Genomic DNA, 26958 nt, shown 5'->3' with positions numbered 1-26958 from the left:
ATCCGCTGTTGTGCATGGTTTTTTGAGCATCTGTAAATATACGAAATACCTGCCCCTTATGCAACCCTTAATTCACTGTTTTTCCCTAATTTGCCGCCGATTCAACATTGTCATTCAAATTAACCCGCATGGAGAACCGCTTCGAGACGATTGTCAACGATATCACTATTGCAACAAGCCAATTGCTGCAAAAAATAAATGCTTCAAAAGACGCAGTCAGCATTGCCAGCCGCACCACCTTACAGGCAGGCATACACGATTATGTCCGCTTCTTTTACTACAAAGGCCAGGTACACTGCTTTATGGACAGCGGTGGCAGCGACCGCCCCGATGTGAAGTATGAAGGCACCGACTTCCCCGATGCACCACTCACAAAAGAAGAAATCGATCAACTGTTGCCATTGTTACAGGAGAAGCTCACGGAGCTGTATCTTTCCTACGACAACAATCCCATACTCGATTATCAGTTTGAGGTAGACGGCAAATTCAGGATAGACGAGAAATTCTACAAACTGCCGGTACTGAGGACCACCAGCGAGGTTAAAAAAACAAAGCTGCTGCAAGCCATCGATCAGTATCTCACCCAAAAAATCTACGAAGGGCAATACCCTACCAAAGAATTGGAAACATTTTTCCTCGCCAAACACCTGATCAACCCGGCATTATACCCGGAGACAGATGTGCCCGGCACCATCGCTGTTTTTGAGAAGATCAGAACACTCAATAAAAACAACAAGGAATCCCTGCAACAACATCAGTATCATATTACTTACGCCTTGCGGAGATGGGCAGAGGAGATATTCCTGCCAGCCTATTACAACGTGCATAAACCATCCTGGGGATTACCGGAATTTGCGTTGAAAGAAGGGCGTGAAAGATCCACACCGCCAGACAACCTGCTGGACCTGCTGATACATGCCGGTGTGACCGTCATCCGCTTTGAGCCCAACTACAGCCGCCCTACCGGCGTTGGTTTCATCGAAAAAGCGAAAGAGCTGGGCAGCACCAAAGCCACCCAAATCCTGAAGAAAGGCAGCGGCACCTTCAGCGATTCCGATATTCAATACAAAGATGCAGACGTGACCTGCACCGCCAATGATGTATTTGCCACCTTCGAGATCAATTTTAAAAACGAAACCGAAGCAGCCTATGGCAAAGCGCTGGACTTTATCTGTCACCTGCTGGAAAAAGACTTTCCACCGAGCTACGAAATCAAGTGCAAGTCCAAAGCCAAAAACCTGCTTCCTGTTAAAGGCCTCGGCAAATCCGCCACACAGCGTTTCTTCGCCAATGCGCTGCAATACCCTGCACTGTACCCGCAACTGGAAAAATATGTACAGCTGGCGATCCGCCACGAATTTGAATGGTACGAAGATGTGGAAGCGGAACAATGCGCACGGCCCGGCACCTACGCCGTATTCGGCCTCGCATTGGCAGACGCCCGTTATTTCCCGTTGCTGCAACAGTACCTCGATGTGATAGATGATGAACATCAGTCTGTACAAAATCATTTCCTGGTACAGTTCATACAACAGCACGGTGTTAACGCCGGCACTATTCCCACGATCGTGGACGTACTGCGATGTGCACAGGATATCAAACCCATCAAGGAATTAAAGGCATTGGAAACGGAGGAGAATATGGGCCAACTGAAAAGCTATGTCAAATCGCTTGAACTGGAATCCTATGAAATAGACCACCTGGAAACTATGATGGCCATGAAGATTACTGATTCTCCTGATTGACATGGATGGTCATGATGATTGCTGATTCGCCTGATTGAGCGAAGATCAACATTGAAGATTATAGCGGATGTATTTTCCAAAATATTATTCAAAATACCAATGCTATTTATCTATGTTCTTCTTTGCTATAATCTTCGTATTGATCTTCGCTCAATCAGGCGAATCAGCAATCATCATGGCTATCACAGTTATGTCTTCGCTCAATCAGGTAAATCAGTGGTAATCATGACTATCAACGTCCGCCGAGGGCGCGGTACAATGCAATCACCGCCTGCCATTGCTGCAACCGGTCATTAATACTTCCTATCTGTGCGCTCAATAAGTTTTGCTCTGAAGTCAGTACATCTGTATAGTTGGTGCTGGAGCTATAGCGCAGCAACTCTTTGGTGAAGTCCACCGCTTTTTCGAGAGACGCCAATTGTTTTTCCCTGCTTTCCTTTTTCTCAGAGGCAGATGTCAGCGAGTAAAGAGCATCCGATACTTCTTTTCCTGCCGTCAGCATGGTTTTGCTGAAGTTGTACAAGGCTTCCTCTTGTCTGGCCTTTGCGGTGGTCAGCCGGGCTTTATTGAGGCCACGGTTGAAGATGGGCTGTGTCAGTCCGCCTACCACGTTGCCAAACAGGCCGGCATCCGTGAACCATTGGCTGAAGTCAAAGCTGGTAAAGCCTCCGGCGGCAGTGATATTAAGTGACGGATAAAAGGCCGTGCGGGCAATATTGGTGTTTTCAAAGGCATTGCGAAAAGCATATTCCGCTGCTTTTACATCGGGGCGGTATTGCAGCAGTTGCGCCGGAATGCCGGTAGACAAGTCCTGCGGCAGTTGTTGCGTGGTGATGCTGCCACGGGCAACAGGGCCCGGCGGCAGTGCCAGTAAAATAGAAAGGGCATTCTCTGTTTCCCGGATTTGCCTTTTCACATCCGGAATAGCCACCGCAGCGGCATATTGGTTAGCCTCGCTCTGTACCACCGCAGCACCATTCACCACGCCGGCAGCTTTCAGTTCCTTCATACTGCTCACATCTTCTCCCCTGTTGGTCAACGTTTGTTGCAGTACCAACAGTTGCTGGTCTAATGCCAGCAATGAATAATAAGACGCTGCAATATCGGCTACCAGGCTACTCTGCACCGCCTGTTGCGCGGCAACGGTGCCCAACAACGCCGCCTGTGCAGCTCTTTTGCCGCTGCGCAGTTTGCCCCATACATCTACCTCCCAGCTGGCAGCCACATTCACATCATACTGTGTAGCAGTGTTGATGAGGCCATAACCCTGCGGAAAGGCCAACCGGCTTTGTTTAACGGAAGCATTGGCATTTACATCGGGCAGGAAGGCCAGCTTACTTTGTTTCAGCGCTGCCTGTGCTGCCACGATACGCTGCATGGCTATACGCAGATCGAGGTTTTCACGGATACCGCGGGCAATCAGTTGCTGTAACAGCGTATCGGTAAAGAAGGTCTGCCAGGGCCTTGCGGCAATGGTATTGGTATCGCTGCGTTGCGGATCGCGGAACAGGTTTTTAGTATCTACTTCCGGTGACCGGTAAGGTTTTGTGATCCCGCAGGCGGCTGCCAGCGTCACGAGTGCCAGCAGCCAGATATATCTCTTGTGTATCATTTTTACTTTTTTATTTCAGAAAAATTAAACAGCCATTTCCTCCAGTTCTTCTTCATGTTCTTCCACTTTTTGATGGGCGGCGCCACCAATGCGTTCCTGTAATGCCTGGAACATCACGAAGAGCGCAGGTATCACAAACACGCCGAACACGGTGCCGATCAGCATACCACCAACGGCCGCAGTACCGATGGAGCGGTTACTCAGCGCTCCCACGCCGGACGCCAGCATCAGCGGCATCAGGCCGAAGATGAAAGCGAAAGAGGTCATGAGGATAGGCCGTAAGCGGGCCGACGCACCGGATATAGCGGCACGTACCAGGCTTAATCCGCTCCTGCGGCGCTGTACGGAGAACTCTACGATCAGGATAGCATTTTTCGCCAGCAGCCCGATCAACATAATGAGACTGATTTGCAGGAAGATGTTATTGTCCAGTCCGGCCAGGCGTGCAAAGACAAATGCACCAGCCAGCCCGATGGGCAATGACAGCAACACGGCGAAAGGCAGGATATAACTTCTGTATTGGGCGCTCAACAGGAAATACACAAACAACAGGCACAATGCGAAGATGAGCAACGTTTGGCTGCCGCTGGAAATTTCCTCCCTGGTGAGCGCGCTGAAGTCAAAGTCCGTGCCTCTCGGCAGCGTGCTGGCGGCCACTTCGCGGAATGCCTTGATAGCATCACCGGAGCTGTAGCCTTTATTGGGAGCGCCTGTTACGGCAGCGGATGTATAGAGATTAAAACGGTTGATGAACTCAGGCCCGCTTGTTTTCTGCAAGTTCAGGAAAGCAGATACCGGCGCCATTTCACCTTTGTTGTTGCGGACGAATATTTTGTTGAGGTCCGCCTCTTCTGCACGGTAGCGGGGATTGGTTTGCAGCATGACTTTATACTGTTTACCAAAACGATTGAAGTCAGAGGCATAGATACCTCCCAGGTATCCCTGTAAAGTGCGCAGCAGTCCACCTACGTCCACCCCTGCTTCTTTACAATGCGCCACATCCACCTGTACTTCGTACTGTGGCAGGTTGGTATTGAACGGCGTAGCGGTGTACATGATCTCCGGGCGTTTACGCAGCGCTTCCATAAACTTGTCCACGGTATTACCGAAGTCCTTGTAGCTGCCGCCGGTCCTGTCGAGCAACTGCATTTCAAAACCGCTGCTGTTACCAAATCCCTGTAGGGTGGGCGCCGCAAAGAAGATGATCTGTGCGCCCTTGATACCGGCTGTTTGGGCAAACAGTTTTCCTACGAGGCTGTTGATGTCCTGTCCGGGTTTGGTCCTTTCCTTCCATGGTTTCAGCGCGATGAACATGGCGCCATAGGAGCCGCCAAAACCGCTGATGAGGTTCATGCCTGAAAGGCGGGAGGTAACCGCTACTTCCGGCATGGCCCGGGCAATGCTGTCTACCTGGTCGGCGATCCTGCTGGTTTGCTCCAGTGTGGATGCTGGCGGCAGGATGATATCGCCGTAGATGGCGCCGGAATCTTCATTGGGAACGAAGCCGGTAGGCGTTGTCCTCAGGAGGAACACCAGGATACCGGCAAATACGGCGATGGCTCCCAGCGCCAGCCACTTGCGTGCGATCAGTAATTTTACAATACGTATATACCTTGCCGTTACAGCATTAAAACCAGCGTTGAAGGCGTCGTAGAAGCGCTGTAACAGGCTTTTCTTAGTGTGACCGTCTTTGTCGTGCGGCTTCAGCAGGATGGCACACAGCGCCGGGCTGAGTGTGAGCGCGTTGACAGCGGAAATAAGGATGGCCACTGCCAGTGTCAGGCCAAACTGTTTGTAGAACACGCCCGCAGAGCCGGTGATGAAAGTTACCGGAACAAACACCGCCGACATAATGAGGGTGATAGACACGATCGCGGTGCTGATTTCACTCATGGCGTGCATGGTAGCTTTCCGCGCCGAACGTGCGCCCTGGTCCAGTTTAGCGTGTACCGCTTCCACCACCACAATGGCATCGTCTACCACGATACCGATGGCCAGTACCAATGCAAACAGCGTGAGGAGATTAAGCGTAAATCCGAATATTTTGAGGAAAAAGAAGGTCCCGATAATAGCCACCGGCACAGCAATGGCCGGTATCAGCGTGGAACGGAAATCCTGCAAGAAGATAAACACCACGATGAACACCAGGATAAAGGCCTCGAAGATGGTCTGTATCAGTTTAGCGATAGAGGCATCCAGGAAATCGTTGGCGTTGATGAAGACTGCCAGTTTCATACCCGGCGGGAAATTCGCTTTTGCTTTTTCCAACACTTTCTCCACCTGCTGGATCACCTCATGGGCATTAGAACCGGCAGTCTGGCTCACCGCACCGCCGGAAGAAGGATACCCTTGTGCGGTGAGGTCTGTGGCGTAGTTGAAAGCGCCCAGTTCCACATCGGCCACGTCTTTGAGGCGAAGCAGCTGCCCGTTGGCAGTAGCGCGGATGACGATATTTTCAAACTGTTCCGGTCTTTCAAGCCGACCGGTATATTTCAGTACGTACTGGAACGTTTTTTTGCTGTTCTCACCCAGTTTACCGGGGGCCGCTTCAATGTTCTGTTCCGCGAGTGCGGCCACCACATCATCGGGAACGAGGCCATAGGATGCCATCACATCGGGGCGGAGCCAGATGCGCATGGAATAGGCCTGATCGCTCCACACCTGTACGTCACCCACGCCGGAAATTCTTTTCAGTTCGGGGAGGATATTGATGCGGAAATAGTTGTCCAGGAAGTTTTCGTCATATGATTTGTTCTCACTGTAAAGCAGGAAACCGTATACTTCACTGTTCAGTTTTTTCGTAGTAGTGATACCGGTTTTGATGACTTCCGCCGGCATCAGGCCGGTGGCTTTGGCCACTCTGTTCTGCACGTTTACCGCCGCCAGGTCGGGGTCGGTGCCTTGTTTGAAGTTGACCGTGATCACCGCCGAGCCGTCGTTGCTCGCTTTGGAGGTCATATAAGTCATATGTTCCACACCGTTGATCTGTTCTTCCAGCGGGATGATGACACTTTTCATCACCACGTCTGCATTGGCGCCCTGGTAATTGGCCGTCACTTCCACCGTAGGCGGTGCTATTTCAGGATATTGTGAGATGGGCAGGGAGACGAGGCCCAGCACGCCCAATATCACGATGATGATGGAGATAACGGTAGATAGTACCGGGTTATCGATAAATTTTTTAAGCATACGATCTTTTTTAAAAGGACAAAGCAGTAGCTACCGGTACCAGCGTGTAACCGGTACCGTGCGTAGTAAAACCGCGGGCGATGATTAGCGGGCGGCAGTGGCCCCGGACTTCAGTCCGGGGGCAGCGGGTGCAACAGGTTTTATTTTCGTCCCGTCTTTCAGGGAGCCGATGCCATCGGTGATGACCCTGTCGCCAGCCTGCAGACCGTTACTGACGATATAAGCGTCGCCGGAAGAGCGATCGCTCACCGTGATTTCACGGGAGCGGGCGGCGCCGGCGGTGTCTACTGTGAAGACAAATTTTTTGCCCTGCATTTCATACGTTGCTTTAGCGGGGACCATGAGCGCGTTGCTGACTGGTTGTAGAATGCGGATGGTAGCGCTGCTGCCGCTGCGGATGAGGCCTGCTTTATTGGAGAAGACCGCGCGCATGCTGATAGCGCCGGTAGTATTGTTGATCAGGCCTCCGGTGGTTTCCACTTTTCCCTTCTCAGTATATTCGTTACCGTTAGCCAGCACCAGTTGTACCGGCGGCAGTTGTTTCAGTTTAGTGTCCAGCGATGTGTTGGTATCTGTACCGGCGAGGTCCAGCAGTTGTTTCTCCGTGAAAGAAAAATACACATGTACATTGGCGATATCAGAGAGGATGGTCAGCGGTTGTTCGCTGGTAGGCGCTACCAGGCTGCCGATTTTATAAGGCAGGGTACCGATCACGCCGTCAGCCGGGCTGTAGATGGTCGTATAGCCGACGTTGACGCGGGCATTTTGCAGGCTGGCTTTCGCCTGGGCGAGTTCCGCTTCGCGGGCTTGCAGCGCCAGTTCAGCCGCTTCCAGTTCGTAATTGCTGACGATTTCTTTTTTCACCAGCGGTGTTACTTTACGCACCTGCATGCGGGCGGTGTTAACAGCCGCTTCAGCGCTTTTGATGGCCGCCTGGGCGGTGAGGACTTCCTGTTCGTATTGTGGAGCGTTTATTTTAAAGAGGAGCTGGCCTTTTTTAACGGTAGCACCTTCGTCTACCATTATCTGGGCTACATAGCCATCTACTTTAGGCCGTATTTCAATGTTCTGCTGACCGCGCACGGTAGCAGGATAATCCATATGGAGGGTGGTTTCTGAGGTCTTGAGCGTCAGCACAGGATAAGGCTGCGGTTCATTGCCGTAACCGGCGTCAGTATGGCCGCTACCGCAGGCTGTCAGGATAGAAAGCACCACCAGGGCAGCAGCTTGAAAGGATAATGTTCGTTGCATGGTATCATGTTTTTTGATACCCCGGCGCACGAAAGCATGGCGATGCCCTTCCGCAGCAGGAGGGCTGCAGCAGCTGTTGCTTGCCATTCTTGTATGGGCACGGGAGTGAAGGCTGGACACCAGCGCTTCGTCAGTACTGAAGCGGATTTCCGGCCATTGAATTGTTTATCTGATGCAAAAATAGTAAATTTGTGAATAAACCAAATAAACACTTTGTTTATTATGAATAATATTTTGCAGGAGAACGAAAGAGCGTTGTGGGTATTGAAGACGATGGGGCCTCAACCCCTGACAGTGGTAGCCGAAGCCCTGAATATAACGGTGGAGGGTGCACGTTTTCAGCTCCTGAAGCTCAGCAACGAAGGCTGGGTAGAGGCAACCACAGTGCGCAAGGGCAGAGGAAGGCCGCAACAGATATGGTCACTGACAAAAGGCAAGTGCCGTTTCCCTGATTCACATGCAGAGCTGACGGTCCGCCTGATCAACTCCATCCGGGACACTTTGGGCCCGGAGGCGCTGCAGGCAGTCATCGACAACAGCAAAAAGGTGGGGCTGGACAAGTATTTGCAGGCCACCAGCCATGAAAATACGCTGGAAGGCAAAATCAACAAACTGGCCGAGACCCGGGACGCCGAGGGCTATATGGCCACCTGGGAAAAAGACGAAGAAGGATATATGTTAATAGAGAATCACTGCCCCATCTGCGTAGCTGCTGAAGCCTGTCAGGGTTTCTGCTCGGCAGAGCTGGAAACTTTCCGGGAAGTGATCGGTGAAGGCGCGGAAGTAAAACGGGTCGACCATCTGTTGTCCGGCGCCAGAAGATGCGCGTACCGCATATCTCCCAAAGGGGAACAATGAGTTTGTTGAAGGCTGGTATTGATTTTTAACTTATCTTGGCCGCATAGCAGCTTATGCCACGATGCTCCCGGCCAACAACATACAGGAATTGCAGCGCCGTATCAGCTTACATGACGACGAATCAGCCTATAAGGAGCTGTTCCTGCATTTCTATGAGCCGCTGGTACAATTTGCCGGTTCTTTTGTCCGCTCAGCACAGATCGCTGAAGAAGTGGTGTCCGACGTATTTATTAATATATGGCAGGGCCGCCGGCGGCTGACGGAAGTCAACAACCTGCGGGTATACCTGTACGTGAGCACCAAAAACGTGGCCCTTAAATACCTGCTGCAGCAGCAGAAAAAAAACGCGCTTTCCCTTGACGAGATGGAGCTGGATATGGAAAGCCCGCACTACAACCCCGAAGAGCAGCTGATCAGCGCCGAACTGCTGGCGAAATTTGAACAGGCGGTCAGCGATCTCCCACCCCGCTGCAAAATCATCTTCAAACTAATTAAGGAAGACGGTCTCCGGTATAAAGAGATCGCAGAAATCCTGGACATCTCTGTCAAAACCATTGACAATCAACTGGCCATCGCCCTTGCCAGGATTGCCCGCGCGATCAATACCTCCCTTAAAAAACCGCAGCGGTTACAGCCTTAAAATTTTTTTTATTTCCCTTTGGTAGATTCTGTGAAAAAAGAGATCCTGTAAAAAGAGCATCTTATTTCACGTTATGAACACGAGACGTATTTGGGAACTGATGGCACGGAAACTGGCGAACGAAGCTACTGCGGAAGAACTGCAGGAGCTATCTGCGCTGTTCCGGGACAATCCTGACACAGAACTGCCGGCCGGGTTGGTAGATGAACTGTGGCAGAAGACCACGGCAGCCGCCAGTGAAGAATCGGCCATAGCTGCGCACGACCGGCATATCAACCGGATGCAGGCCATGGGCATTCCAATTGGTCAGACCCTCACCGAAACACCCACACCCCTTACAGCCATACGGTCCCGCCGCCCTTACCTGTGGGCTGCCGCCATCTCTACCGGCGTACTGCTTTGTATGGCCGCCTGGTGGTGGACATCTTCTAAAAAAAACAACAACGCCATAGCCAGCGAAGTGACCACCCGCAACGGTTCGCGTACCAGCATACAACTGGCGGACGGAACACGGGTATGGCTAAACGCAGGAAGCAAACTCTCCTATAGCAAAGACTTTGGTAAAAATGACCGCAGCGTAACACTCTCCGGAGAAGCTTTTTTTGATGTGGCCAAACAGGCAGACCATCCATTTGTTATTCATACGGAAACGATGGACATCCGTGTACTGGGGACCAGTTTCAACGTACGGTCGTACCCGGAAGACAAAACTACGGAAGCCTCCCTGATTACTGGTAGCATAGAAGCCATTGTAAAACACAACGCCACCCGGATCATTCTTAAACCCAGCGAAAAAATCGTGGTGATGAACCCGTTGCCCGCTATTGCCCGCTCCGCCAAAACACAGACAGCGAAGGAAGAAACGACGGTCACACTTAGCCATGTGTCTTACTACGCAGCACAAACCACTGCCATCACCGAAACATCCTGGATGGAGAACAAACTGGTATTTAAAGATGAATCTTTTACAGAGCTGGCGCAACAGATGGAACGGTTTTTCGGGGTGCGTGTACAGTTCGACAATCCACAGTTACAACAACTTCGCTTTACGGGCATATTTGAACAGGAAACCGTGCAGCAGGCGCTGAGCGCATTACAGCTGACGGCCGCTTTCCGTTATGAGATACAGCACGACACCATCATTATCCACTGAATAATTTGACAACGTTATGAACACACACCTAATTAACAGCTCGTGATCCAACCAAAACTAAAACGGGAAATGCGCTAACATTTCCCGCCGAAGATTCAGCCTTATCAGGAAACTTGCCAACACGCCAAGCCGCAAGCTTCCATCACTTTCACCTCTAGATTTAAAAGTATGAAAATATCGCTAAAATTTAGGGACAGGTACTCCTATGCCCTAAAAAAAGCACTTGTTATTATGAAACTCACCACGTTATTATTGTTGGCGTGTTTTCTCCAGGTATCCGCCGCCGTCAAGGGGCAGGCTACCATCACTCTTAAGCTGAAAAAAGCGGAGATCTCACAGGTGTTGAGTAGTATTGAACAGCAGGGTAATTACCGTTTTCTGTACAATAATGCCTTGACCGAAATCAGGAAAAAAGTTAATGTAGACGTCACCAATTCAGGGCTGGACGCGGTGATGAACACCCTCTTCGCCGGCACTTCCCTGCGGTACAAACTGGTGGAAAACAATCTCGTGGTGATCATGTCCCAGGAGATAAAAGTCACCGGTAAAGTAACCAGCAAGAAAGACGGCACGCCCATCCCCGGCGCTACCATCAGCATAAAAGGAACCACCAAAGGCACCGTAACCGGCCCCGATGGCTCCTATACCCTCAACGTGCCCGACAACGCCACCCTGGTAGCGAGCTTTATCGGCTTCACCTCACAGGAAGTGCCGGTGAACAATCGCCAGCAGCTGGACATTGCACTGGAAGAATCCGTGAGCCAGATGCAACAGGTAGTGGTAGTAGGTTATGGCGTTCAACGTAAAATAGACATCACCGGCTCCATCGCACAGGTGAAAGGAGAAGAAATCAACAAACAGCCGGTAACCAACGCTATGAGCGGCCTGCAAGGTAAAGTAGCCGGTGTGCAGATCGTCAACAATGGTCAGCCCGGCGCCGCCCCTACCATCAAAATCCGCGGTACCGCCACCGTATATGGTTCTCCCAGTCCGCTATATGTAGTAGATGGTGTTTGGTATGATGACATCAGCTTCCTCAACCCGGGCGACATCGAAAACATGAGCATCCTGAAAGATGCCTCCAGCGAGGCTATCTACGGTATGCGGGCAGCCAACGGCGTAGTGCTCATCACCACCAAAAAGGGCCGTGCCGGAAAACCCAGCATCAACTATACCGGTTACGTAGGCATGCAACGGGCCACCAACAAAGTGAAAATGGCCAATGGCAACGAATACGCGACCATCATCAACGAACTGAGCGCCATTAACAACAACTCGCTCCGCTTCGATCCCAGCGCTTATGGCGCCGGCACCGACTGGTTCAAACAAGAACTGCGGAATGCCTTGACCACCAACCATCAGCTGTCTATCAATGGTGGTACAGAGAAATCCAGCTATAACTTCTCGCTGAGTTATATGAAACAGGATGGTCTGGTTAAAACCAATGACTTCTCCCGTATCACAGCACGCCTGCAAAACGATTTCCAGGTGTTTGAACCATTGAGAATAGGTTATTCCGTTACCGCTGCAGCTTATAACAGCAGCGATATTCCGGACGCCTATTTCCTGCAGCTGTACACCTCCGCTCCGATCGTACCGGTATTCAATCCTGATGGCTCCTATGGCGATCCGGACAAACTGAACCTCGGTACCGGTGCAGGCAAAAATCCACAGGTGTCCCTGGATTTCTATGACCAGAACACCAAACGCCGCATGATCACCGGCAACGTATATGCAGACCTGCGCTTTGCCAAGCACTTTGTTTTTCACAGCAGCGTAGGCGGCGAATATGGTGATAGTATCATCCGGAACTATACACCACAATATTGGGCCACGACCAACCAGTTCAACAAAGTGAGCAAACTGACCCGCACCACTGCCAGCCGGCAGAACTGGATCGTGGAAAACACCCTCACTTATGACAACAAATTCGGTGACCACAGCCTGAAAGTGTTGCTGGGACAGGCAGCGCAGCAACGCCGGTTCTACAAACTGATCGCCAGCGCAGACAATGTGCCCAACAACAGCGAAGGCACCAAATACCTGCGGCTGGGCAATACCGACGGCCGTTCCGTTACCGATGAAGGTGAGCTGATCAACATTGCCTCCTACTTCGGTCGTGTCAACTATGCGTACAAAGACAAATACCTGCTCACGGCCTCGATCCGTGCAGACGGTGCTTCCCAGTTCTCTCCCGGCGACCAGTGGGGCTACTTCCCCTCTGTAGGCTTAGGCTGGGTACTCAGTGAAGAACCGTTCATTAAAAACACCGGTATTTTCGACAACCTGAAATTGCGCGGTAGCTGGGGCCAGGTAGGCAACGCCTCCGTTCCCCCTTCCCTCTCTATTCAGCGGATCAATCAATTGCCTTACCTGACCGCTATCTTCGGTGGTGGCGTTTATACAGGTGCGAGTGTCACCTCACTGGTGCCTCCGGCACTTTTCTGGGAGAAATCAGAAGGTATTGATGCAGCCATTGAAGCCAGCGTGTTGAAAAACAGGCTGTATATAGAAGCCGGTTTCTATAACAAAAAAACACTGTCCGCCATTTTCGATGTACCCATACTCATGTCACTTGGTACACAAGATTCAAAGATGACCGCCAACCAGGCCACCTTCCGGAACCAGGGCTGGGAATTTGCAGCTAACTGGAAAGACCAGACTGCCAGCGGCTTTGGCTACTCCATCGGCGGCAACTTCAGCGTTAACAACAATAAAGTGCTGGAAGTCACCAACACCGACTATCCTATCTATGGCGGCGGTGACGCTTCCACCGGTGGTGGTCTGCTTACCCGCACCATGGTAGGTCAACCTATCGGCCAATACTTCGGCTACCAGGTAGAAGGCGTGTTCCAGAATGCAGCAGAGGTGGCCGCTTCTGCGCAACCAAAAGCACAACCCGGCGATTTCAAATACCGCGATGTTAATAATGATGGACTGATAGATGGTAAAGACCGCGTACCTATTGGTAATCCGAATCCTAAATACACCTACGGCATCAACACCAGCTTCAACTATAAAAACTTCGACCTGGCCCTGGAGTTCCAGGGTGTTGCCGGTGTAGACGTATACAATGCCAACATCGCTTTGCGTTATGGCAACGAAAACTTCACCAAGGAGTTTTTTGACAATCGCTGGCACGGTGAAGGTACTTCCAACACCTATCCTTCTGCCAACGTAGGCGGCGGACAGAACTTCCTGCCTAACACCTTCTTTGTGGAAAGCGGTTCCTACTTCCGTATCAGGAACATACAGCTGGGTTATACCATGCCTAAAACTATCGCTAACCGCTGGGGTATGCAGAACCTGCGTTTCTTTGCGAGCGCACAAAACGCGTTCAACTTCTTCCGCTACCGTGGTTTCTCACCTGAAATCGGCGGTATACCTACCAGCCAGGGCGTTGACAAGAGTGTTTATCCCCTGTATGCTACCTACAATTTTGGTGTAAACGTGACCTTCTAACTTAAACGATGACGACCATGAAAAGAAACCACACACTACATATAAAACGTATTGCCGGCTATGCACTGCCGGTGCTGCTGGCCATTACCGCCGGCTGCGGAAAAGGTTTTCTCGATGTGCCCCCACAGGGACAACAACCCGCGGAGGAATTCTGGAAAACAGAAGCCGATGCTACCAAAGCAGTAAACGCCATCTATGCCAACCTGCACGAATGGCGCCAGGTAGCTTTTGCGGCGCTGGCCGTGGAAGATCTGGGGTCCGAAGAAACCGAGAAAGGCAGCGATCCCAATGATGCCAGCTTCTTCAACAACTTCGACAACTTTACGGTAACTGCTTCAGACGGCCAGGTGGCTGACTTCTGGAAGGGTCAATATCAGGAAGTCAACCTCTGTAACCAGGTGCTGGACAGCGTACCGAAGATCCAGATGGACGATGCGCTGAAAAACCGCTACCTGGCAGAAGCCAAATTTGTCCGTGCCTATGCCTACTTCCGGCTGGTGCGTGCCTATGGCGATATTCCGCTGCGGCTTCATACTCCGAAAGGCCCGGAAGAATATAACCTGCCGCGTACCTCCAAAGCAGAAGTATGGGCAGCCATCGAAAAAGACCTGAATGAAGCCACTGCCGTACTGCCCGCCACTTATCCGGCCAAAGATGCAGGACGCGCCACCAAAGGCGCAGCCCTGGCCTTACACGCCAAGGTAGCCATGTACCAGAAGAAATGGCAGGACATGCTCACCTATACCAACCAGGTAATGGGCCTGGGCTACAGCCTCTTCCCGGACTACGAAAAACTGTTCCGCATCGCAAACGAAAACTCCGTGGAATCTGTCTTTGAAATACAATGCCAGATCATCCCCGGTAACAAAGACGCTTCCAACTCCCAGTACTCCCAGATACAAGGCGTAAAAAGCCAGCAAGGCGGCGGATGGGGCTTCAATACCCCCACCCAGGCACTGGTGGATGCCTACGAACCTGGTGATCCCCGTAAAAACGCGACCATCCTGTTTAGAGGCACTATAAACGCTGAAGGTGACAGCATCAGAAACGTAGGTATCAACCGTCGTTTCAACTACAAGTCATATGTGCCGTTTGGCCTGTTCCGCGACGGCTATAACGAAGGCGCCGATCAGAACGTACGCGTGATCCGTTATGCCGAAGTACTGCTGATGAACGCAGAAGCGGCCAATGAACTGGGCAACAGCGGTCAGGCGCTCAGCTCCCTCAACGCAGTAAGGGCCCGTGCCCGCGCTGGCAACAACGCCATCCTGCCGGATGTGACCACCACTGACCAGGCGCAGCTCCGCCTCGCTATCTATCACGAAAGACAAATAGAACTGGCGATGGAGCGTGACCGCTTCTTTGATGTTATCCGTCAGGGCAGAGCGCCACAGATCTTCGGACCACTAGGCTTCAAAGCAGGCAAAAATGAACTGATGCCTATCCCACAGGTAGAAATTGACCTCAGTGCCAACAAACTGACACAGAACCCTGGTTACTAAACAATTGGCTGGATGCTATGAAACAACTCACAACGATCATATGCCTGATATGCCTGCTCGCCTTTGGCGGGCAGGCGCAGGTAAAACAACAATCCATCAAAGCCGATCTGCAGATCCGGCAAAACCTGAGCGACAGCGCCCTGCTGGACCTTGTTCAAAAACAAACCTTCCGTTACTTCTGGGACTTCGCCCATCCGGTTTCGGGAATGGCGCGCGAACGCAGCAACAAATCATTCGACTATGGTGATGAAGTAGTGACCACCGGCGGCACCGGCTTCGGTGTGATGGCCATTGTAGTCGCTACCGAAAGAGGCTGGATCACCCGCGACGCGGCAGTAGAGCGGCTGCTCAAAATGATCGACTTCCTCCGGAAAGCCGACCATTATCACGGTATATTCCCCCACTGGCTCAACGGCGCCACCGGCAAAACGATTCCCTTCAGCCGTAAAGATGATGGCGGCGATATCGTGGAAACATCCTTCCTCTTTGAAGGACTGCTCACCGCCCGGCAGTATTTCGACCACAACACACCCAAAGAAGAAGAGCTGCGCAACAAAATCAACTGGACATGGAGAGAAGCAGAATGGAACTGGTACACGCAGGACGGACGCAACGTACTGTACTGGCACTGGAGCCCCAACAACGGCTGGAGTATGAACCACGAAATCAGGGGATATAACGAATGCCTGATTACCTACATCCTGTCCGCCTCCTCTCCTACCTATGCCATACCGGCATCTGTATACCATCACGGATGGGCCAACAACTACTATTTCCGCAACGACCGTACTTACTTTGGTATCAAACTGCCGCTGGGAATGGATTACGGCGGACCACTGTTCTTTACGCACTACTCTTTCCTGGGCCTCGATCCACACGGATTAAAAGACCGTTATGCCGACTACTGGGAACAAAATAAAAACCATACGCTCATTAACCGCGAGTATTGCGTGCAAAACCCGAAAGGTTTCAAAGGTTATGGCGCTAACGCCTGGGGCCTTACCGCCAGCGACACGTATAACGGCTACGATGCCCACTCCCCGGAGAATGATCACGGCACCATCACACCTACCGCCGCTTTGTCCGCCTTCCCTTATACGCCGGAATATTCCATGCAGGCACTCAAACACTTCTACTATCAATTGGGCAATAAAATCTGGAGTGAATACGGTTTTACCGATGCTTTCAATGAAACGCAGCAATGGTACGCCACCTCCCACCTTGCCATCGATCAGGGCCCTATTGTGGGAATGATAGAGAACTATCGCAGCGGGCTATTATGGAAGCTGTTTATGAGTTGCCCGGAAGTGCAAACAGGATTAAAGAAACTGGACTTCAACAGTCCGCATCTGAAATAACAAGTCATGCTGAATTTACCACGTATACTGACAGCGCTGCTGTCATGCCTGCTGTTACAGTCAGCCTACGCCCAACAAACCACCTATTGCAATCCTGTTAATGTGGACTATGGCTATTGTCCCATCCCTAATTTTACCGAATGGGGAAAACACCGGGCTACCGCCGATCCGGTGATCGTGAACTACAAAGGGGACTATTACCTCTTCTCCACCAACCAGTGGGGTTATTGGTGGAGCCCGGACCTCAGCCAGTGGCATTTTGTATCGCGTAAATTCCTGAAGCCGTGGCATAAAGTATACGATGAACTGTGCGCACCCGCCGTATGGGTCATGGGCGATACCATGATGGTATTCGGTTCCACCTATAGCAGCAATTTCCCCATCTGGATGAGCACCGATCCCAAAGGCAACCAGTGGAAAGAAGCCGTAGATTCCTTTCAGGCCGGTGGCTGGGACCCCGCCTTTTTCCTTGACGACGATGGTAAACTGTATCAGTACAACGGCAGCAGCAACCGCTACCCGGTGTACGGCGGGGAAGTGGACCGCAAAACATTACAACTGAAAGGCGCACGGAAAGAACTGTATCTGCTCGAAGATCAGCGCTATGGCTGGCAGCGTTTCGGGGAATATATGGATAATACCTTCCTCGACCCGTTTATTGAAGGCGCCTGGATGACCAAACACAACGGAAAATATTACCTGCAATACGGCGCACCAGGCACAGAGTTCAGCGGTTACGCCGATGGCGTGGTGGTTTCCGATGGTCCACTGGGGCCTTTTACACCACAAGCTCACAACCCATTCTCCTTCAAACCCGGTGGCTTCGCCCGTGGCGCAGGCCATGGCAGCACTTTCCAGGACAACAAGGGCAACTGGTGGCATGTCTCCACGATGGTCATCTCTGTAAAAAACAGTTTTGAAAGAAGACTCGGTTTCTGGCCCGCCGGTTTTGATAAAGATGATGTACTGTATTGCAACACTGCCTTCGGCGACTACCCACATTATCTCAACAGAGGCAGCAACACCCGCTCTTTTGAAGCCGACAGCCGCTCCTTCACCGGATGGATGTTGTTGAACTACAACAAACCGGTGACTGTTTCCTCCACGCTGGGCGGGTATCTCTCCAACAACGCCGTAGATGAAAATATCAAAACCTACTGGAGCGCCGCCACCGGCAACAAAGGCGAGTGGATTCAAAGCGACCTCGGAGAAGTCAGCACCGTCCATGCCATACAAATCAACTATGCCGATCAGGATGCACCTTTTCTGGGCAAACAGACCGACATCTACCACCAATACCTGGTCTATTATTCATTGGATGGAAAAAAATGGCAGCCGCTTGTCGATAAAAGCAACAACCGCACCGATGTGCCGCATGATTATGTAGCACTCCCTCATCCGGTAAAAGCCCGGTACATCAAACTGGTAAACGTTCACATGCCTGGCGGTAAATTCGCCATCAGCGGATTACGCGTATTCGGCAAAGGCAACGGACCAGCGCCTGATTCGGTAAAATCGTTTATGGTGCTTCGCACGGAAAAGGATAAACGCAGCGCCTGGATCAAATGGCAGCCTGTAGACAATGCCTATGCCTACAATATCTATTTCGGCATTGCACCGGACAAGCTGTACAACTGCATCATGGTACATAATGCCAATGACTATTTCTTCAAAGGAATGGACAAAGAGCTGCCGTACTACTACAGTATTGAGGCGATTAATGAGAATGGAGTATCTGCCCGGACGGCGCCCATTAAAATTTAGCCATTTTCCTATTTGGTTATTTGATTATTTAAAAGCGGCGGAGATCATAAAATATGACCTCCGCCGCTTTTTAAATTTCTAAATATCAAAATAACTAAATATCGAAATCTACTTGATTTCAGCATCCATCTCCTGGTTGCCTCTTTCCCATATTTTGTATTTTACAGAGAACCCTTTAGGCACGTACACTACAATCGGTAATTTGCTGTTGTACCGTACCAGTTTGGTATCAGCAATAAATTTATCCTGCAATGTTTTATCAGGGCAAGCCATCAGCGTAGACCTTATCTTACCGGCGGAGGTATACTGATAATAAGTGTAGCCCCAACCTTTTACATCTTTGGCGGCCCAACTGCCAATCAATCCATGATGGTTACAATCTACTTTCATCGTTTTACCAGCCATAATTTCCACCTGGTAATTGTCTTCCGCATCTTTGGCGGGCAATTGGATCACAAAGCGCTCCACCCCTTTCCAGGCTTTAGGAAATGGTTTCAGCTCTTTTTCCTGTGAATAAACGGCCGTCATGCCGGCACTCCATAGCAGCAACAGGAGAATGATGTGTTTCATACTATAACGTTTTATGCTATGTTAACAGCCGGGAAGCAGAATTGTTTGGAAAGTTATTTCCAGATCTAAACAGCCTGGATTAAATCTAAAAAGCCCTGCTGCCACCAGGCAACAGGGCGCTCATGCTTAACAACCCCCTTTTACTTCAGGAATATCTTTCTGACAGCATTATTACTCTGGTCCAGCACAAAAATGCTTCCGTTCCTGTCCACATGAATACCGTTCATGCTTTTGAACAAGGCTTCTGTAAGTGTGCCGTCTTTATACCCCGATTTGAAGGATTCAAAGGTACCACCTGCACCGGTGACTGTTTTCACCGTACCGGAAGGCGTGACATACCTTATGGACATGTTCATGTTATCCACAAAAAAGATGTTGCCACTGGTAGGATCCATCATCACGCACAACGGGCTGCCGAGACGGGCCATACTGCCATCACCATCCACAAAACCGACATCAAACAAGCTTCCGGCAAGAACCCTGTTCAGACCGGATGTTGGCACCACCACCACAAACGGATTGTAATAATCACCACCCGCATAATACAGATTGCCCAATGCATCCACCGCCATTTTATCCGGAACAGTGTGGATAAACCCGCTGAACTTAGTAAGCGATCCGTTCTTTTCGCTTTTAAATACTCCCTGATACACCTTACCCACGTAGATAGTTCCGTTATTGTCCACAGCCAGTGCGCCGGATATATTATCCAGTACCGTCAGCGCGGTAGTGACATCACCGGCAGGCGTGATTTTACGGACATAATTCCGCTGACCAATACCATCCAATACGTACAGGTTATCATAGATATCCACCGTGATAGTTCGTGGATTTTGAAAGAGCGCTGTTGCCAGCGGACCATCTACGTGAGCGCTAACAGTACCACCGGTATAGGTGCTCACCGTGCCATCGGGTGATAGTTTCTTTACCTGTTGTCCCTGCAGAAAATACAGGTTGCCATTCCGGTCGCCTGTCAGCCCGGTGGCGCCTGCAAACATGCCGGTACCAGGGCCGCCTGCCAGGGTCATCACACCGGCACGTTTAAATACAGGCCCGATAGCATCCAGGCTGCTCACTTTCACATTTACTGTGCCGGTAGTCACATTGACCGGCGCTACTACTTCCAGCGTAGTGGCGGTCGCGCTCACCACATTGGCGGTCACCCCGTTGAACGTAACGATGTTATCCGCAGGATTGGCACTGAAGCCTATACCTGTAACGGTAACGGTTGTACCAGCCAGTCCATTATCCGGCAAAAGGCTTACTACGCCCAGGTTCTGCTCCTTAAACTGAGGGCCGCCGGTCTCCTGCCCATTGACCCATACTTTCATATTTCCGGTACCTGCCCCTGCCGGGATGGTTACTATCAGCTCCTTATCTGAAGCCTGTTTAACAACACCGGCAACACCGTTAAAAGTCACATTATTTTCATCTAATACACCGCTAAAATTGACGCCGGTAATAGTCACGTCTTTGCCGGCAGGACCGCTCAAAGGTGCTACCGTAGCCAGTACGGGAGGAGGAATCACGGTGAATACGGGGCCAACTGTTTTTTGTCCGTTGATGGTAACTGTCAGCGGACCGGTAGCTACATCATCGGGTGTAGCTACTACCAACTGTGTGGCGGTAGCGCTGATCACGGTACCGGCTACTCCATTAAAAGCAACGGTATTATTGGCTGTCGCGATATTAAAACCTTCCCCGGTGATGGTCACCTGTGTGCCCTTACCGCCTTTCAGCGGTTTGATTTTGCTGATATCCTGAAACAAGAATGCGGGACCTGTCACTTCTTTTCCATCCACTACTACCTTGATGGCGCCGCTACCAGCAGATACAGGTACGGAAGCTATCAACGTGGTGTCATTCACGGAAGTGATAGTCGCTTCTTTTCCGTTGACCAGCACTTTAGCCGGCGCATTGATACTGCTGAAGCCTTCTCCGACGATCACCACATTGGTACCGGCCGGACCGTTGAGCGGGTTGGCGCCACGCATGCTCAGGTTCTGATAAGTATAGGTACCTGCCTGTAATTCTTTGCCATTGGTTTTGACAGACAGCTTGCCACTGCTGCCACTTGCCGGCGCTAATACGGTCATCACCGTATCGTTTACATCCAGCACGGTAGCTGCTGTTCCGTTAAAGGTCACCTCGTTGTCTTTCCGCTTAAAACCAGCACCGTTAATCGTAACGATAGTACCGGCCTTACCACTGTTAGGCCAGAAAGAGCTGATGGAAGGCGGTATGTCCATCCCTTCGTCCCGGTTTCTTTTACAGGCTGTCAACAACAGCAGCCCGCATAAAAAATATAGCAATGATTTCATGGTCATCATTTTTAGAATGAATATCTCATCCCGAGCTGTACCTGTGCGCGGGAGTTAAAAAAGTCGATCGCGTAAGGCTTGCCCGGATTTTCGTATAGGTATACGGGATAGTTGCCCGGATTTTGTTTTGCCGGGAAAGCTGGCGTCAGGCCCACGCTGGCCGTAGAGTTGAAAGTATTGGGTGAAAAATAAGCTCTGCCCCAGTTTTTATTCAACAGGTTGGTGAAGTTCATCACGTCAAGAGAAAACGTAAGGAACTGACCGTTGGGATCTTTCGAGAAGTGGAACTCCTGCGCAAAATGCAGATCGGCCTGAATGTTCCAGGGCGTGCGACCGGCATTACGCTCTGTGTATTGCCCACGACGGGTACGCAGGTATTTATCGCCATCAATATACTCGTTGAAAGCAGCCGCCTGTGAAGCAGCGGTAACTGTCTCTCCGGCTTTATTGGTATAGTCCTGGAAAAATTTCACGGCATCGGCTGCGGCAGGAATATATACGAGGCTCACCTGCTGCGGCAGTCCCTGAATGCTGTTGTTCACAATACCATAGGTAAACGGACTACCTGACTGCGCAGTGGCGAACAGGCTCAACGTGCTCACCCAGCTGGTATTCCAGCGGCGTACATATTGCAGGTTCAGCACCACACGGTGACGGATATCAAAGTTGGAATACGCCAGTCCCGGATTGTTGGGATTGAGCGCCTGGTTCAGCTGCCAGTTGCTCTCCATGGAGTTACGGATACCGTTGGACACGTCTTTGGACTGTCCATAGGTGTATGCCAGTGAAGCATACAGCCCAAAAGGAAAATTACGGTTAACACTGCCGGTAAGGCTGTACCGGTAACCTTTACGGGTATTGCTCAACTGATAGGCATTGGAAAAATGCGGATCTACGGCACCACTAAAAACAGGTTGTTGTTTCGTACTGTCGTAACCGTAGTAACGCGGATTATCTTTAATATTTACCTGTTGGAACATTACGTCCTTCAATGTTTTAGTGAGAATACCTTCAACAGTGAATTTATAACTGTTCACGGTGGTATAATCCACCGCCAGGCTGGTACGCCATACCTGCGGCATGACGAAGTTATTGTCAATCACATCCACCTGGGTTTTACCAGCCATACGATTATTGATGACGGTACCGTTACCGGCAATAAAATCAGCGATACCATTCTGACCGGGCTTCACAGCATCGGTACCTGGTACAAAGACTTTGGTATCTGTTTTCTGATCGAAAGAGCCGTAATTGATACCGTTGTTATAATAAGCGTAGGCCAGCCATGCGAAAGGGATACGGCCGGTAAACAGGCCTGTACCGCCGCGCAGCACCAACTGCTGATTACCCAGCCAGTCGTACCGGAATCCCAGACGCGGGGATATCTGTACTTTGTTCAGATAATGATTGGTGATACGGTTCAACGGCGTATAGGCATAAGTAGTACCGAAGTAGTCATCGGTGTAGGCATTACGTGTTTGTTCACTCAATGCAGGCGCATTGGGCAACATCGTATAGTCTGCACGTACACCGGGTATCAGCTTCAGTTTTTCTGTCAACTGAATTTCATCCTGTACATAGGCACTAAGCATGTTTACATTGAAACGGGCTTCTGGATTTGCCAGTATATAATCGCGGCTGTTGTTGCTGAAGTTGTAGCTGCCACGTACGCGATAAGGAACGTTATTCAGATAGTCATCGATGCTGAGATAGTCTACACGGCCATTCCAGCTGTTTACAAAACCGTAATCGATATGATAAAATTCATTGTGTGTACCGAAGAGCAGGGTGTGTTTACCTTTCCGCAGGGTGAGGTTATCTGTCACCTCGATAGTACGTTGTTTCATATCGAAGATAGAGGCTTCCCTGTCGGTGCCCCAGTAGATGGTAGTGCCGGGTGCGCGGCCCATGATCTGTACCTGCGGCAGTGCAGGATTGGCAGTAGGGTCACGTTTATCGTGTACCGTAGTATACCCAACGATCAGGCTATTAGAGAGACGGTTATTGAAGCGGGTTTTCAGCTCCGCCACCGTAGACGTCTGGTTGTTGGTTTGTTCGTAAGCCATGCTGCTGAAACGAAAATCCTGTTGATCACGGTCCATGTTCATAGCGGAAGAACGGATAGTATTGTTACGGACAGACAGCTGGTTCTGATCATTGATGTTCCAGTCGAGGCGATTGAAGAACTTCACAGATTTAGACCAGGCGTTATAAGCACCGGCAGTACCGGGGTCCACATCTTTTCCGTAGCGAGCGATGGTAGCGTTACGGATATCTTCCGCATCTTTTGTGCTCAGGATGTGGGCTGTTTCCTGGCTGCCGGCCAGCAGCTGTGCCGGGTCCTGGCGATGGGTGATTTCTTCATTGGTAAAGAAGAACAATTTATTTTTGATGATAGGAAAACCTACACGTACGCCTGCCTGATAGTCATAAAAATCTTTGTCCATTTTACCGAGATGACCCACTTTGTCTTTCCCGGTGATAGCGGCATTGCGGCCGAAGCCGTAGATGCTGCCCGTCACTTTGTTGGTACCGCTGCGGGTAACGGCATTGATACTGCCGCCGGTGAAGTTACCGATCTTCACGTCGAAGGGGGCCAGGTACACCTGCATGTCTTCAATAGCATCCATAGACACCGCATTGGTACGGGTGCTGGAGCCAGGCATGCCGGAGCTGCCGGTAATGCCTCCCATGGAAGGACTGAAGCCGATCGCGTCGTTGTTGATGGCGCCATCGATGGTGACGTTGTTATAGCGGAAGTTGGTACCGGCGAAAGAGTTGTCCTTAGAGCCTTGTGGTACCATCTTGGTGATATCCGTGATGCTGCGGGAGATGGTGGGCATATTGGCCACCTGCAAGCGGCTGATATGCTGTCCTGCGCCGAAGGTATTGGCTTTGGCGCCTGCGCGGGTGGCTTTCACCTCTATTTCGGAGAGTTGTTTCCCTTTGTCTGCCAGTACAAAATTGAGTTGCAGCGGTTCACCGAGGCGAACGGTAAAACCGTCGCGGGACTGTGTTTCCATGCCCATCATGCTGACGGTGATGCTATACGGACCGCCTATACGAAGGCCTGGTAAATAATAGCGGCCATCGGCGCCGGTAACGGCGCCATATTTGGTACCGGATGGCAGATGCACCGCCAGTACAGTAACACCGGGCAACTGTTCCTGTTTACCGTTGGTGATCCGTCCGCTCCAGGTACCGTTGGTTTCCTGTGCATATCCTCCCAGCGCCGACAGTAGCAGCAAAGGGAGTAAAAGTATAGTGTAGAATACCTGCTTCATTTTAAGCTTTTGTTGGATTTATTGGTTTTCACTGAGCACGCTGCTGGTAATATGCAACACGCCATTTCCTGTCAGCACATTACTTTTAAGGATATTTATCGGAGAAGTATTACCAGATCCCTGTATGGTGATGCCGGTATATTTCGCACCATTCTTCACCAGCTGCACGGTGATATTATTACCATTATACATGGCCTGTTCACTTTTGTCAGTAGCGTCGGTGGTGAGCACATAGTCATATACAAAACGGCGGCCGGGAAAAAAGAAATAACCCAGCATCCGCTTCAGGACGGCCGGATCTGTCTGTCCCACACTGTCCGCGGAGGGAAAACCTTTGCTGCGGAAAGCACTGTTGGAGGGCGCAAAAAAGGTGTAGATTGTTTTGGAAGCCACCAGGTCTTTCATGCCGGACTGCTGCAACGCAACATTCAGGAAAGTAAGCGCGGTGTCTGCCGCAATAGCATCGGACAATGTCTGGTTCACCAATGGTTGCAATACTTCGCTCATCACCTGAATCAGGCCGTTGCTGGCCGGCAGGTTATAGGAAACAACAGGCGTGCCGTTGATGGTCAATACGGTGTCTTTACCTTTTACCCAGCGGGTGGCGTACATTTTAGCACCGAGGGCGGTGGTCAGTTCCTGGTTGAAGGCGAAAGGCAGTTTATTCAGCTCCCAGGTACCGCTGAGTACATGATAGGACATCATGTTATTCAGTGTGAATGCTCTTTCCTGCAGTACGGCGGCGGCGTTGGCATAACCAGCTTTGATAAAAGCATTGTTATCCGGCACCAGTACGGTGAGCGGCCCTTCCCCGGCCAGTTTGGGACCATAGCCGGTACGGTCTATCACGGCATTGAAGCTGGAGAAGTTAAACATGTTATCTGCGATCACGTAAGTGATCCGATTACTCAGTTGTTGATCGGGTGATGCCTTTTCATCTTTTTTGCAGGCAGCTATCAATAACAGCAGCAAACCGGTATAGAAAGTTTTTTTCATGATTGTTTGTTTTAGGGAGATGAATGACTACGGCATGAACAATCCATCGTTCACAACATGTACCACACCATTCAGCAGGCAGACATTGGTTTCTGCGAATGGCAGCCTTGCGGCAGCAGATCCCAACCGCTTTATGCCCAAACCATTATTACTGGCGGAAAAATCCAGCCTGTATATGAGTGGCGGACTGCCATACGATGCGCCAGGCCTCAGCAAGAGGCCGGAGATACTCCGGTTGACCATCAGCTCATTCACGAAATACACCGGGTAGATTTTCTTTATTCCATTATAGGCGGCAGCAGGCCCCACATAATCCATACGATTAGGTAACAATATCGAGTCCATCGCCGTGGTAGGATAACGGTAATAGAATTTATCATCATAGTCAGGCTCGCCAATAGGCAATGACTGATAGTTGTATTGCCGTATATCCTCTACCGTATTAAAACCGCTTTTACGGAATGCTTCATTAGTGGGAACAATTAGTGTAAACTGGCCACCTGAAGACCCTGTAGCGGAAAGTACGGTCATGTTCAACATCCCATTTTCCCAGGGATTTTTATCAAGGTAAAGGCTGTCGTTGATGCGGCATGCTTCCAGGTAAAAGCTGAATCGCTCGTCAGACTGAAGGAAAGACAACATATCCTGCACCGGCTTTTGCAACACCTTGTCTGTCGGATAGATAGTGGCCGTAGTGCTTTCGAGGGCTTGCCCCCATTTGCTTACCGGCTGACCGTTGACATAAAGGCTGTCATGATATGCGCCGGTATACAGCATATACTGATAGGGAGGAAAACCTTCAAACCCGGGCAGGGCGGCTTTCAGGAGTGTTGCCAGCGGAACATTGCCCGCCACTTCCGCGAGGGAAGCCGGGTGTACCTGATTGACGCTGATATGGAAAGACAAGAGGCTGTCCAGCTGTTCCGGCGAAGCCTGTGCAATCTTTTCCATCGTCCATCCGGCCTGTTCAAATGCTTTGTCCGTAGGCGCAAAAATGGTAAACGATGTGGTGGCCGCAGCGTCGAGGCGGGCATCTATTTTCGCCCGTTTCCATGCTGTCTTAAAACAGGTATAGGGAGATTTTTCCAACGTCTCTTTCAAACTCAGTACCGGTCCGGTGTAAGGCACAGGATCACCGACAGGTTCCGGTTCTATATCCTGCTTGCGGCAGGCGATAGCCAGCAACAGCAGCACAGGTAAGCAGTATCTCAACAACCTGCCTGATATGGTAACAGATGTAAACACGATCATTT

General features: G+C 50.7%; 16 protein-coding genes. 8 read left to right on the top strand and 8 right to left on the bottom strand.

Going from position 1 to position 26958, the window contains the following annotated elements:
- Positions 1-128 precede the first annotated feature (128 nt).
- A complete protein-coding gene (locus HHL17_RS33100; RefSeq protein WP_169229070.1) occupies positions 129-1745 on the top strand; it encodes a DUF6138 family protein in 1617 nt (538 codons plus the stop codon).
- Between the two features lie 232 nt (positions 1746-1977).
- Here the strand turns inward: HHL17_RS33100 and HHL17_RS33095 are convergent, their stop codons facing one another.
- From HHL17_RS33095 to HHL17_RS33085, 3 genes are all read right to left on the bottom strand, one after another.
- Positions 1978-3357: an efflux transporter outer membrane subunit gene (locus HHL17_RS33095; RefSeq protein ID WP_169229069.1), complete on the bottom strand. Its 1380-nt coding sequence runs from the start codon at positions 3355-3357 to the stop codon at positions 1978-1980.
- A 24-nt stretch (positions 3358-3381) separates the two neighbouring features.
- Positions 3382-6546, bottom strand: coding sequence for an efflux RND transporter permease subunit (locus HHL17_RS33090; protein WP_169229068.1), 3165 nt, complete (start codon positions 6544-6546; stop codon positions 3382-3384).
- 84 nt (positions 6547-6630) lie between these two features.
- Positions 6631-7797 carry an efflux RND transporter periplasmic adaptor subunit gene (locus HHL17_RS33085; protein WP_169229067.1) on the bottom strand — a complete coding sequence of 389 codons (1167 nt, stop codon included), beginning with the start codon at positions 7795-7797 and terminating at the stop codon, positions 6631-6633.
- A gap of 222 nt (positions 7798-8019) precedes the next feature.
- Between HHL17_RS33085 and HHL17_RS33080 the strand changes: the two genes are divergently transcribed.
- The 7 genes from HHL17_RS33080 (at position 8020) to HHL17_RS33050 (ending at position 18534) form a co-directional block, all read left to right on the top strand.
- A complete protein-coding gene (locus HHL17_RS33080; protein WP_169229066.1) occupies positions 8020-8655 on the top strand; it encodes a helix-turn-helix transcriptional regulator in 636 nt (211 codons plus the stop codon).
- A 61-nt stretch (positions 8656-8716) separates the two neighbouring features.
- Positions 8717-9295, top strand: a complete 579-nt coding sequence (locus HHL17_RS33075) for an RNA polymerase sigma factor (RefSeq protein WP_169229065.1) — start codon at positions 8717-8719, stop codon at positions 9293-9295.
- 73 nt (positions 9296-9368) lie between these two features.
- Entirely contained in the window at positions 9369-10448 is a 1080-nt protein-coding gene (locus HHL17_RS33070) for a FecR family protein (RefSeq protein WP_169229064.1), read from the top strand.
- A 231-nt stretch (positions 10449-10679) separates the two neighbouring features.
- A complete protein-coding gene (locus HHL17_RS33065; protein WP_169229063.1) occupies positions 10680-13910 on the top strand; it encodes a TonB-dependent receptor in 3231 nt (1076 codons plus the stop codon).
- Between the two features lie 17 nt (positions 13911-13927).
- On the top strand, positions 13928-15412 hold the full coding sequence (locus HHL17_RS33060; protein ID WP_169229062.1) for a RagB/SusD family nutrient uptake outer membrane protein: 1485 nt from the start codon (positions 13928-13930) through the stop codon (positions 15410-15412).
- A gap of 17 nt (positions 15413-15429) precedes the next feature.
- Positions 15430-16770 (top strand): glucoamylase family protein, encoded by a 1341-nt coding sequence (locus tag HHL17_RS33055; RefSeq protein WP_169229061.1) that lies wholly within the window; start codon positions 15430-15432, stop codon positions 16768-16770.
- Between the two features lie 6 nt (positions 16771-16776).
- Positions 16777-18534, top strand: a complete 1758-nt coding sequence (locus tag HHL17_RS33050; protein ID WP_169229060.1) for a family 43 glycosylhydrolase — start codon at positions 16777-16779, stop codon at positions 18532-18534.
- A 108-nt stretch (positions 18535-18642) separates the two neighbouring features.
- On the opposite strand, the gene eco is transcribed toward HHL17_RS33050, so the two are convergent.
- From eco to HHL17_RS33025, 5 genes are all read right to left on the bottom strand, one after another.
- Positions 18643-19104, bottom strand: coding sequence for a serine protease inhibitor ecotin (gene eco, locus HHL17_RS33045; RefSeq protein WP_169229059.1), 462 nt, complete (start codon positions 19102-19104; stop codon positions 18643-18645).
- A 140-nt stretch (positions 19105-19244) separates the two neighbouring features.
- Complete coding sequence (locus HHL17_RS33040; RefSeq protein WP_169229058.1) at positions 19245-21425, bottom strand: IPT/TIG domain-containing protein; 2181 nt, start codon at positions 21423-21425, stop codon at positions 19245-19247.
- Positions 21426-21436: 11 nt separating this feature from the next.
- Positions 21437-24709, bottom strand: coding sequence for a TonB-dependent receptor (locus tag HHL17_RS33035; protein WP_169229057.1), 3273 nt, complete (start codon positions 24707-24709; stop codon positions 21437-21439).
- An 18-nt stretch (positions 24710-24727) separates the two neighbouring features.
- The gene (locus HHL17_RS33030; protein WP_169229056.1) at positions 24728-25705 is read right to left on the bottom strand and encodes a fasciclin domain-containing protein; all 978 of its coding nucleotides are present in this window, start codon (positions 25703-25705) and stop codon (positions 24728-24730) included.
- Positions 25706-25732: 27 nt separating this feature from the next.
- Entirely contained in the window at positions 25733-26956 is a 1224-nt protein-coding gene (locus HHL17_RS33025) for a fasciclin domain-containing protein (RefSeq protein ID WP_169229055.1), read from the bottom strand.
- Positions 26957-26958 lie beyond the last annotated feature (2 nt).

The sequence above is a fragment of the Chitinophaga fulva genome (genome assembly GCF_012927205.1).
GTDB classification, from domain to species: domain Bacteria; phylum Bacteroidota; class Bacteroidia; order Chitinophagales; family Chitinophagaceae; genus Chitinophaga; species Chitinophaga fulva.
The sequence above is the reverse complement of the archived record's forward strand: the minus strand, read 5'-3'. Positions and strand labels throughout refer to the sequence as shown.

Bases quoted from the DNA above. Each gene is read 5' to 3' on its own strand.
- eco (WP_169229059.1), bottom strand. From the start codon at position 19,104: ATGAAACACATCATTCTCCTGTTGCTGCTATGGAGTGCCGGCATGACG.
- HHL17_RS33030 (WP_169229056.1), bottom strand. From the start codon at position 25,705: ATGAAAAAAACTTTCTATACCGGTTTGCTGCTGTTATTGATAGCTGCC.
- HHL17_RS33055 (WP_169229061.1), top strand. From the start codon at position 15,430: ATGAAACAACTCACAACGATCATATGCCTGATATGCCTGCTCGCCTTT.
- HHL17_RS33070 (WP_169229064.1), top strand. From the start codon at position 9,369: ATGAACACGAGACGTATTTGGGAACTGATGGCACGGAAACTGGCGAAC.
- HHL17_RS33065 (WP_169229063.1), top strand. From the start codon at position 10,680: ATGAAACTCACCACGTTATTATTGTTGGCGTGTTTTCTCCAGGTATCC.
- HHL17_RS33080 (WP_169229066.1), top strand. From the start codon at position 8,020: ATGAATAATATTTTGCAGGAGAACGAAAGAGCGTTGTGGGTATTGAAG.
- HHL17_RS33090 (WP_169229068.1), bottom strand. From the start codon at position 6,546: ATGCTTAAAAAATTTATCGATAACCCGGTACTATCTACCGTTATCTCC.
- HHL17_RS33075 (WP_169229065.1), top strand. From the start codon at position 8,717: ATGCTCCCGGCCAACAACATACAGGAATTGCAGCGCCGTATCAGCTTA.
- HHL17_RS33060 (WP_169229062.1), top strand. From the start codon at position 13,928: ATGAAAAGAAACCACACACTACATATAAAACGTATTGCCGGCTATGCA.
- HHL17_RS33035 (WP_169229057.1), bottom strand. From the start codon at position 24,709: ATGAAGCAGGTATTCTACACTATACTTTTACTCCCTTTGCTGCTACTG.
- HHL17_RS33100 (WP_169229070.1), top strand. From the start codon at position 129: ATGGAGAACCGCTTCGAGACGATTGTCAACGATATCACTATTGCAACA.
- HHL17_RS33050 (WP_169229060.1), top strand. From the start codon at position 16,777: ATGCTGAATTTACCACGTATACTGACAGCGCTGCTGTCATGCCTGCTG.
- HHL17_RS33025 (WP_169229055.1), bottom strand. From the start codon at position 26,956: ATGATCGTGTTTACATCTGTTACCATATCAGGCAGGTTGTTGAGATAC.
- HHL17_RS33095 (WP_169229069.1), bottom strand. From the start codon at position 3,357: ATGATACACAAGAGATATATCTGGCTGCTGGCACTCGTGACGCTGGCA.
- HHL17_RS33040 (WP_169229058.1), bottom strand. From the start codon at position 21,425: ATGAAATCATTGCTATATTTTTTATGCGGGCTGCTGTTGTTGACAGCC.
- HHL17_RS33085 (WP_169229067.1), bottom strand. From the start codon at position 7,797: ATGCAACGAACATTATCCTTTCAAGCTGCTGCCCTGGTGGTGCTTTCT.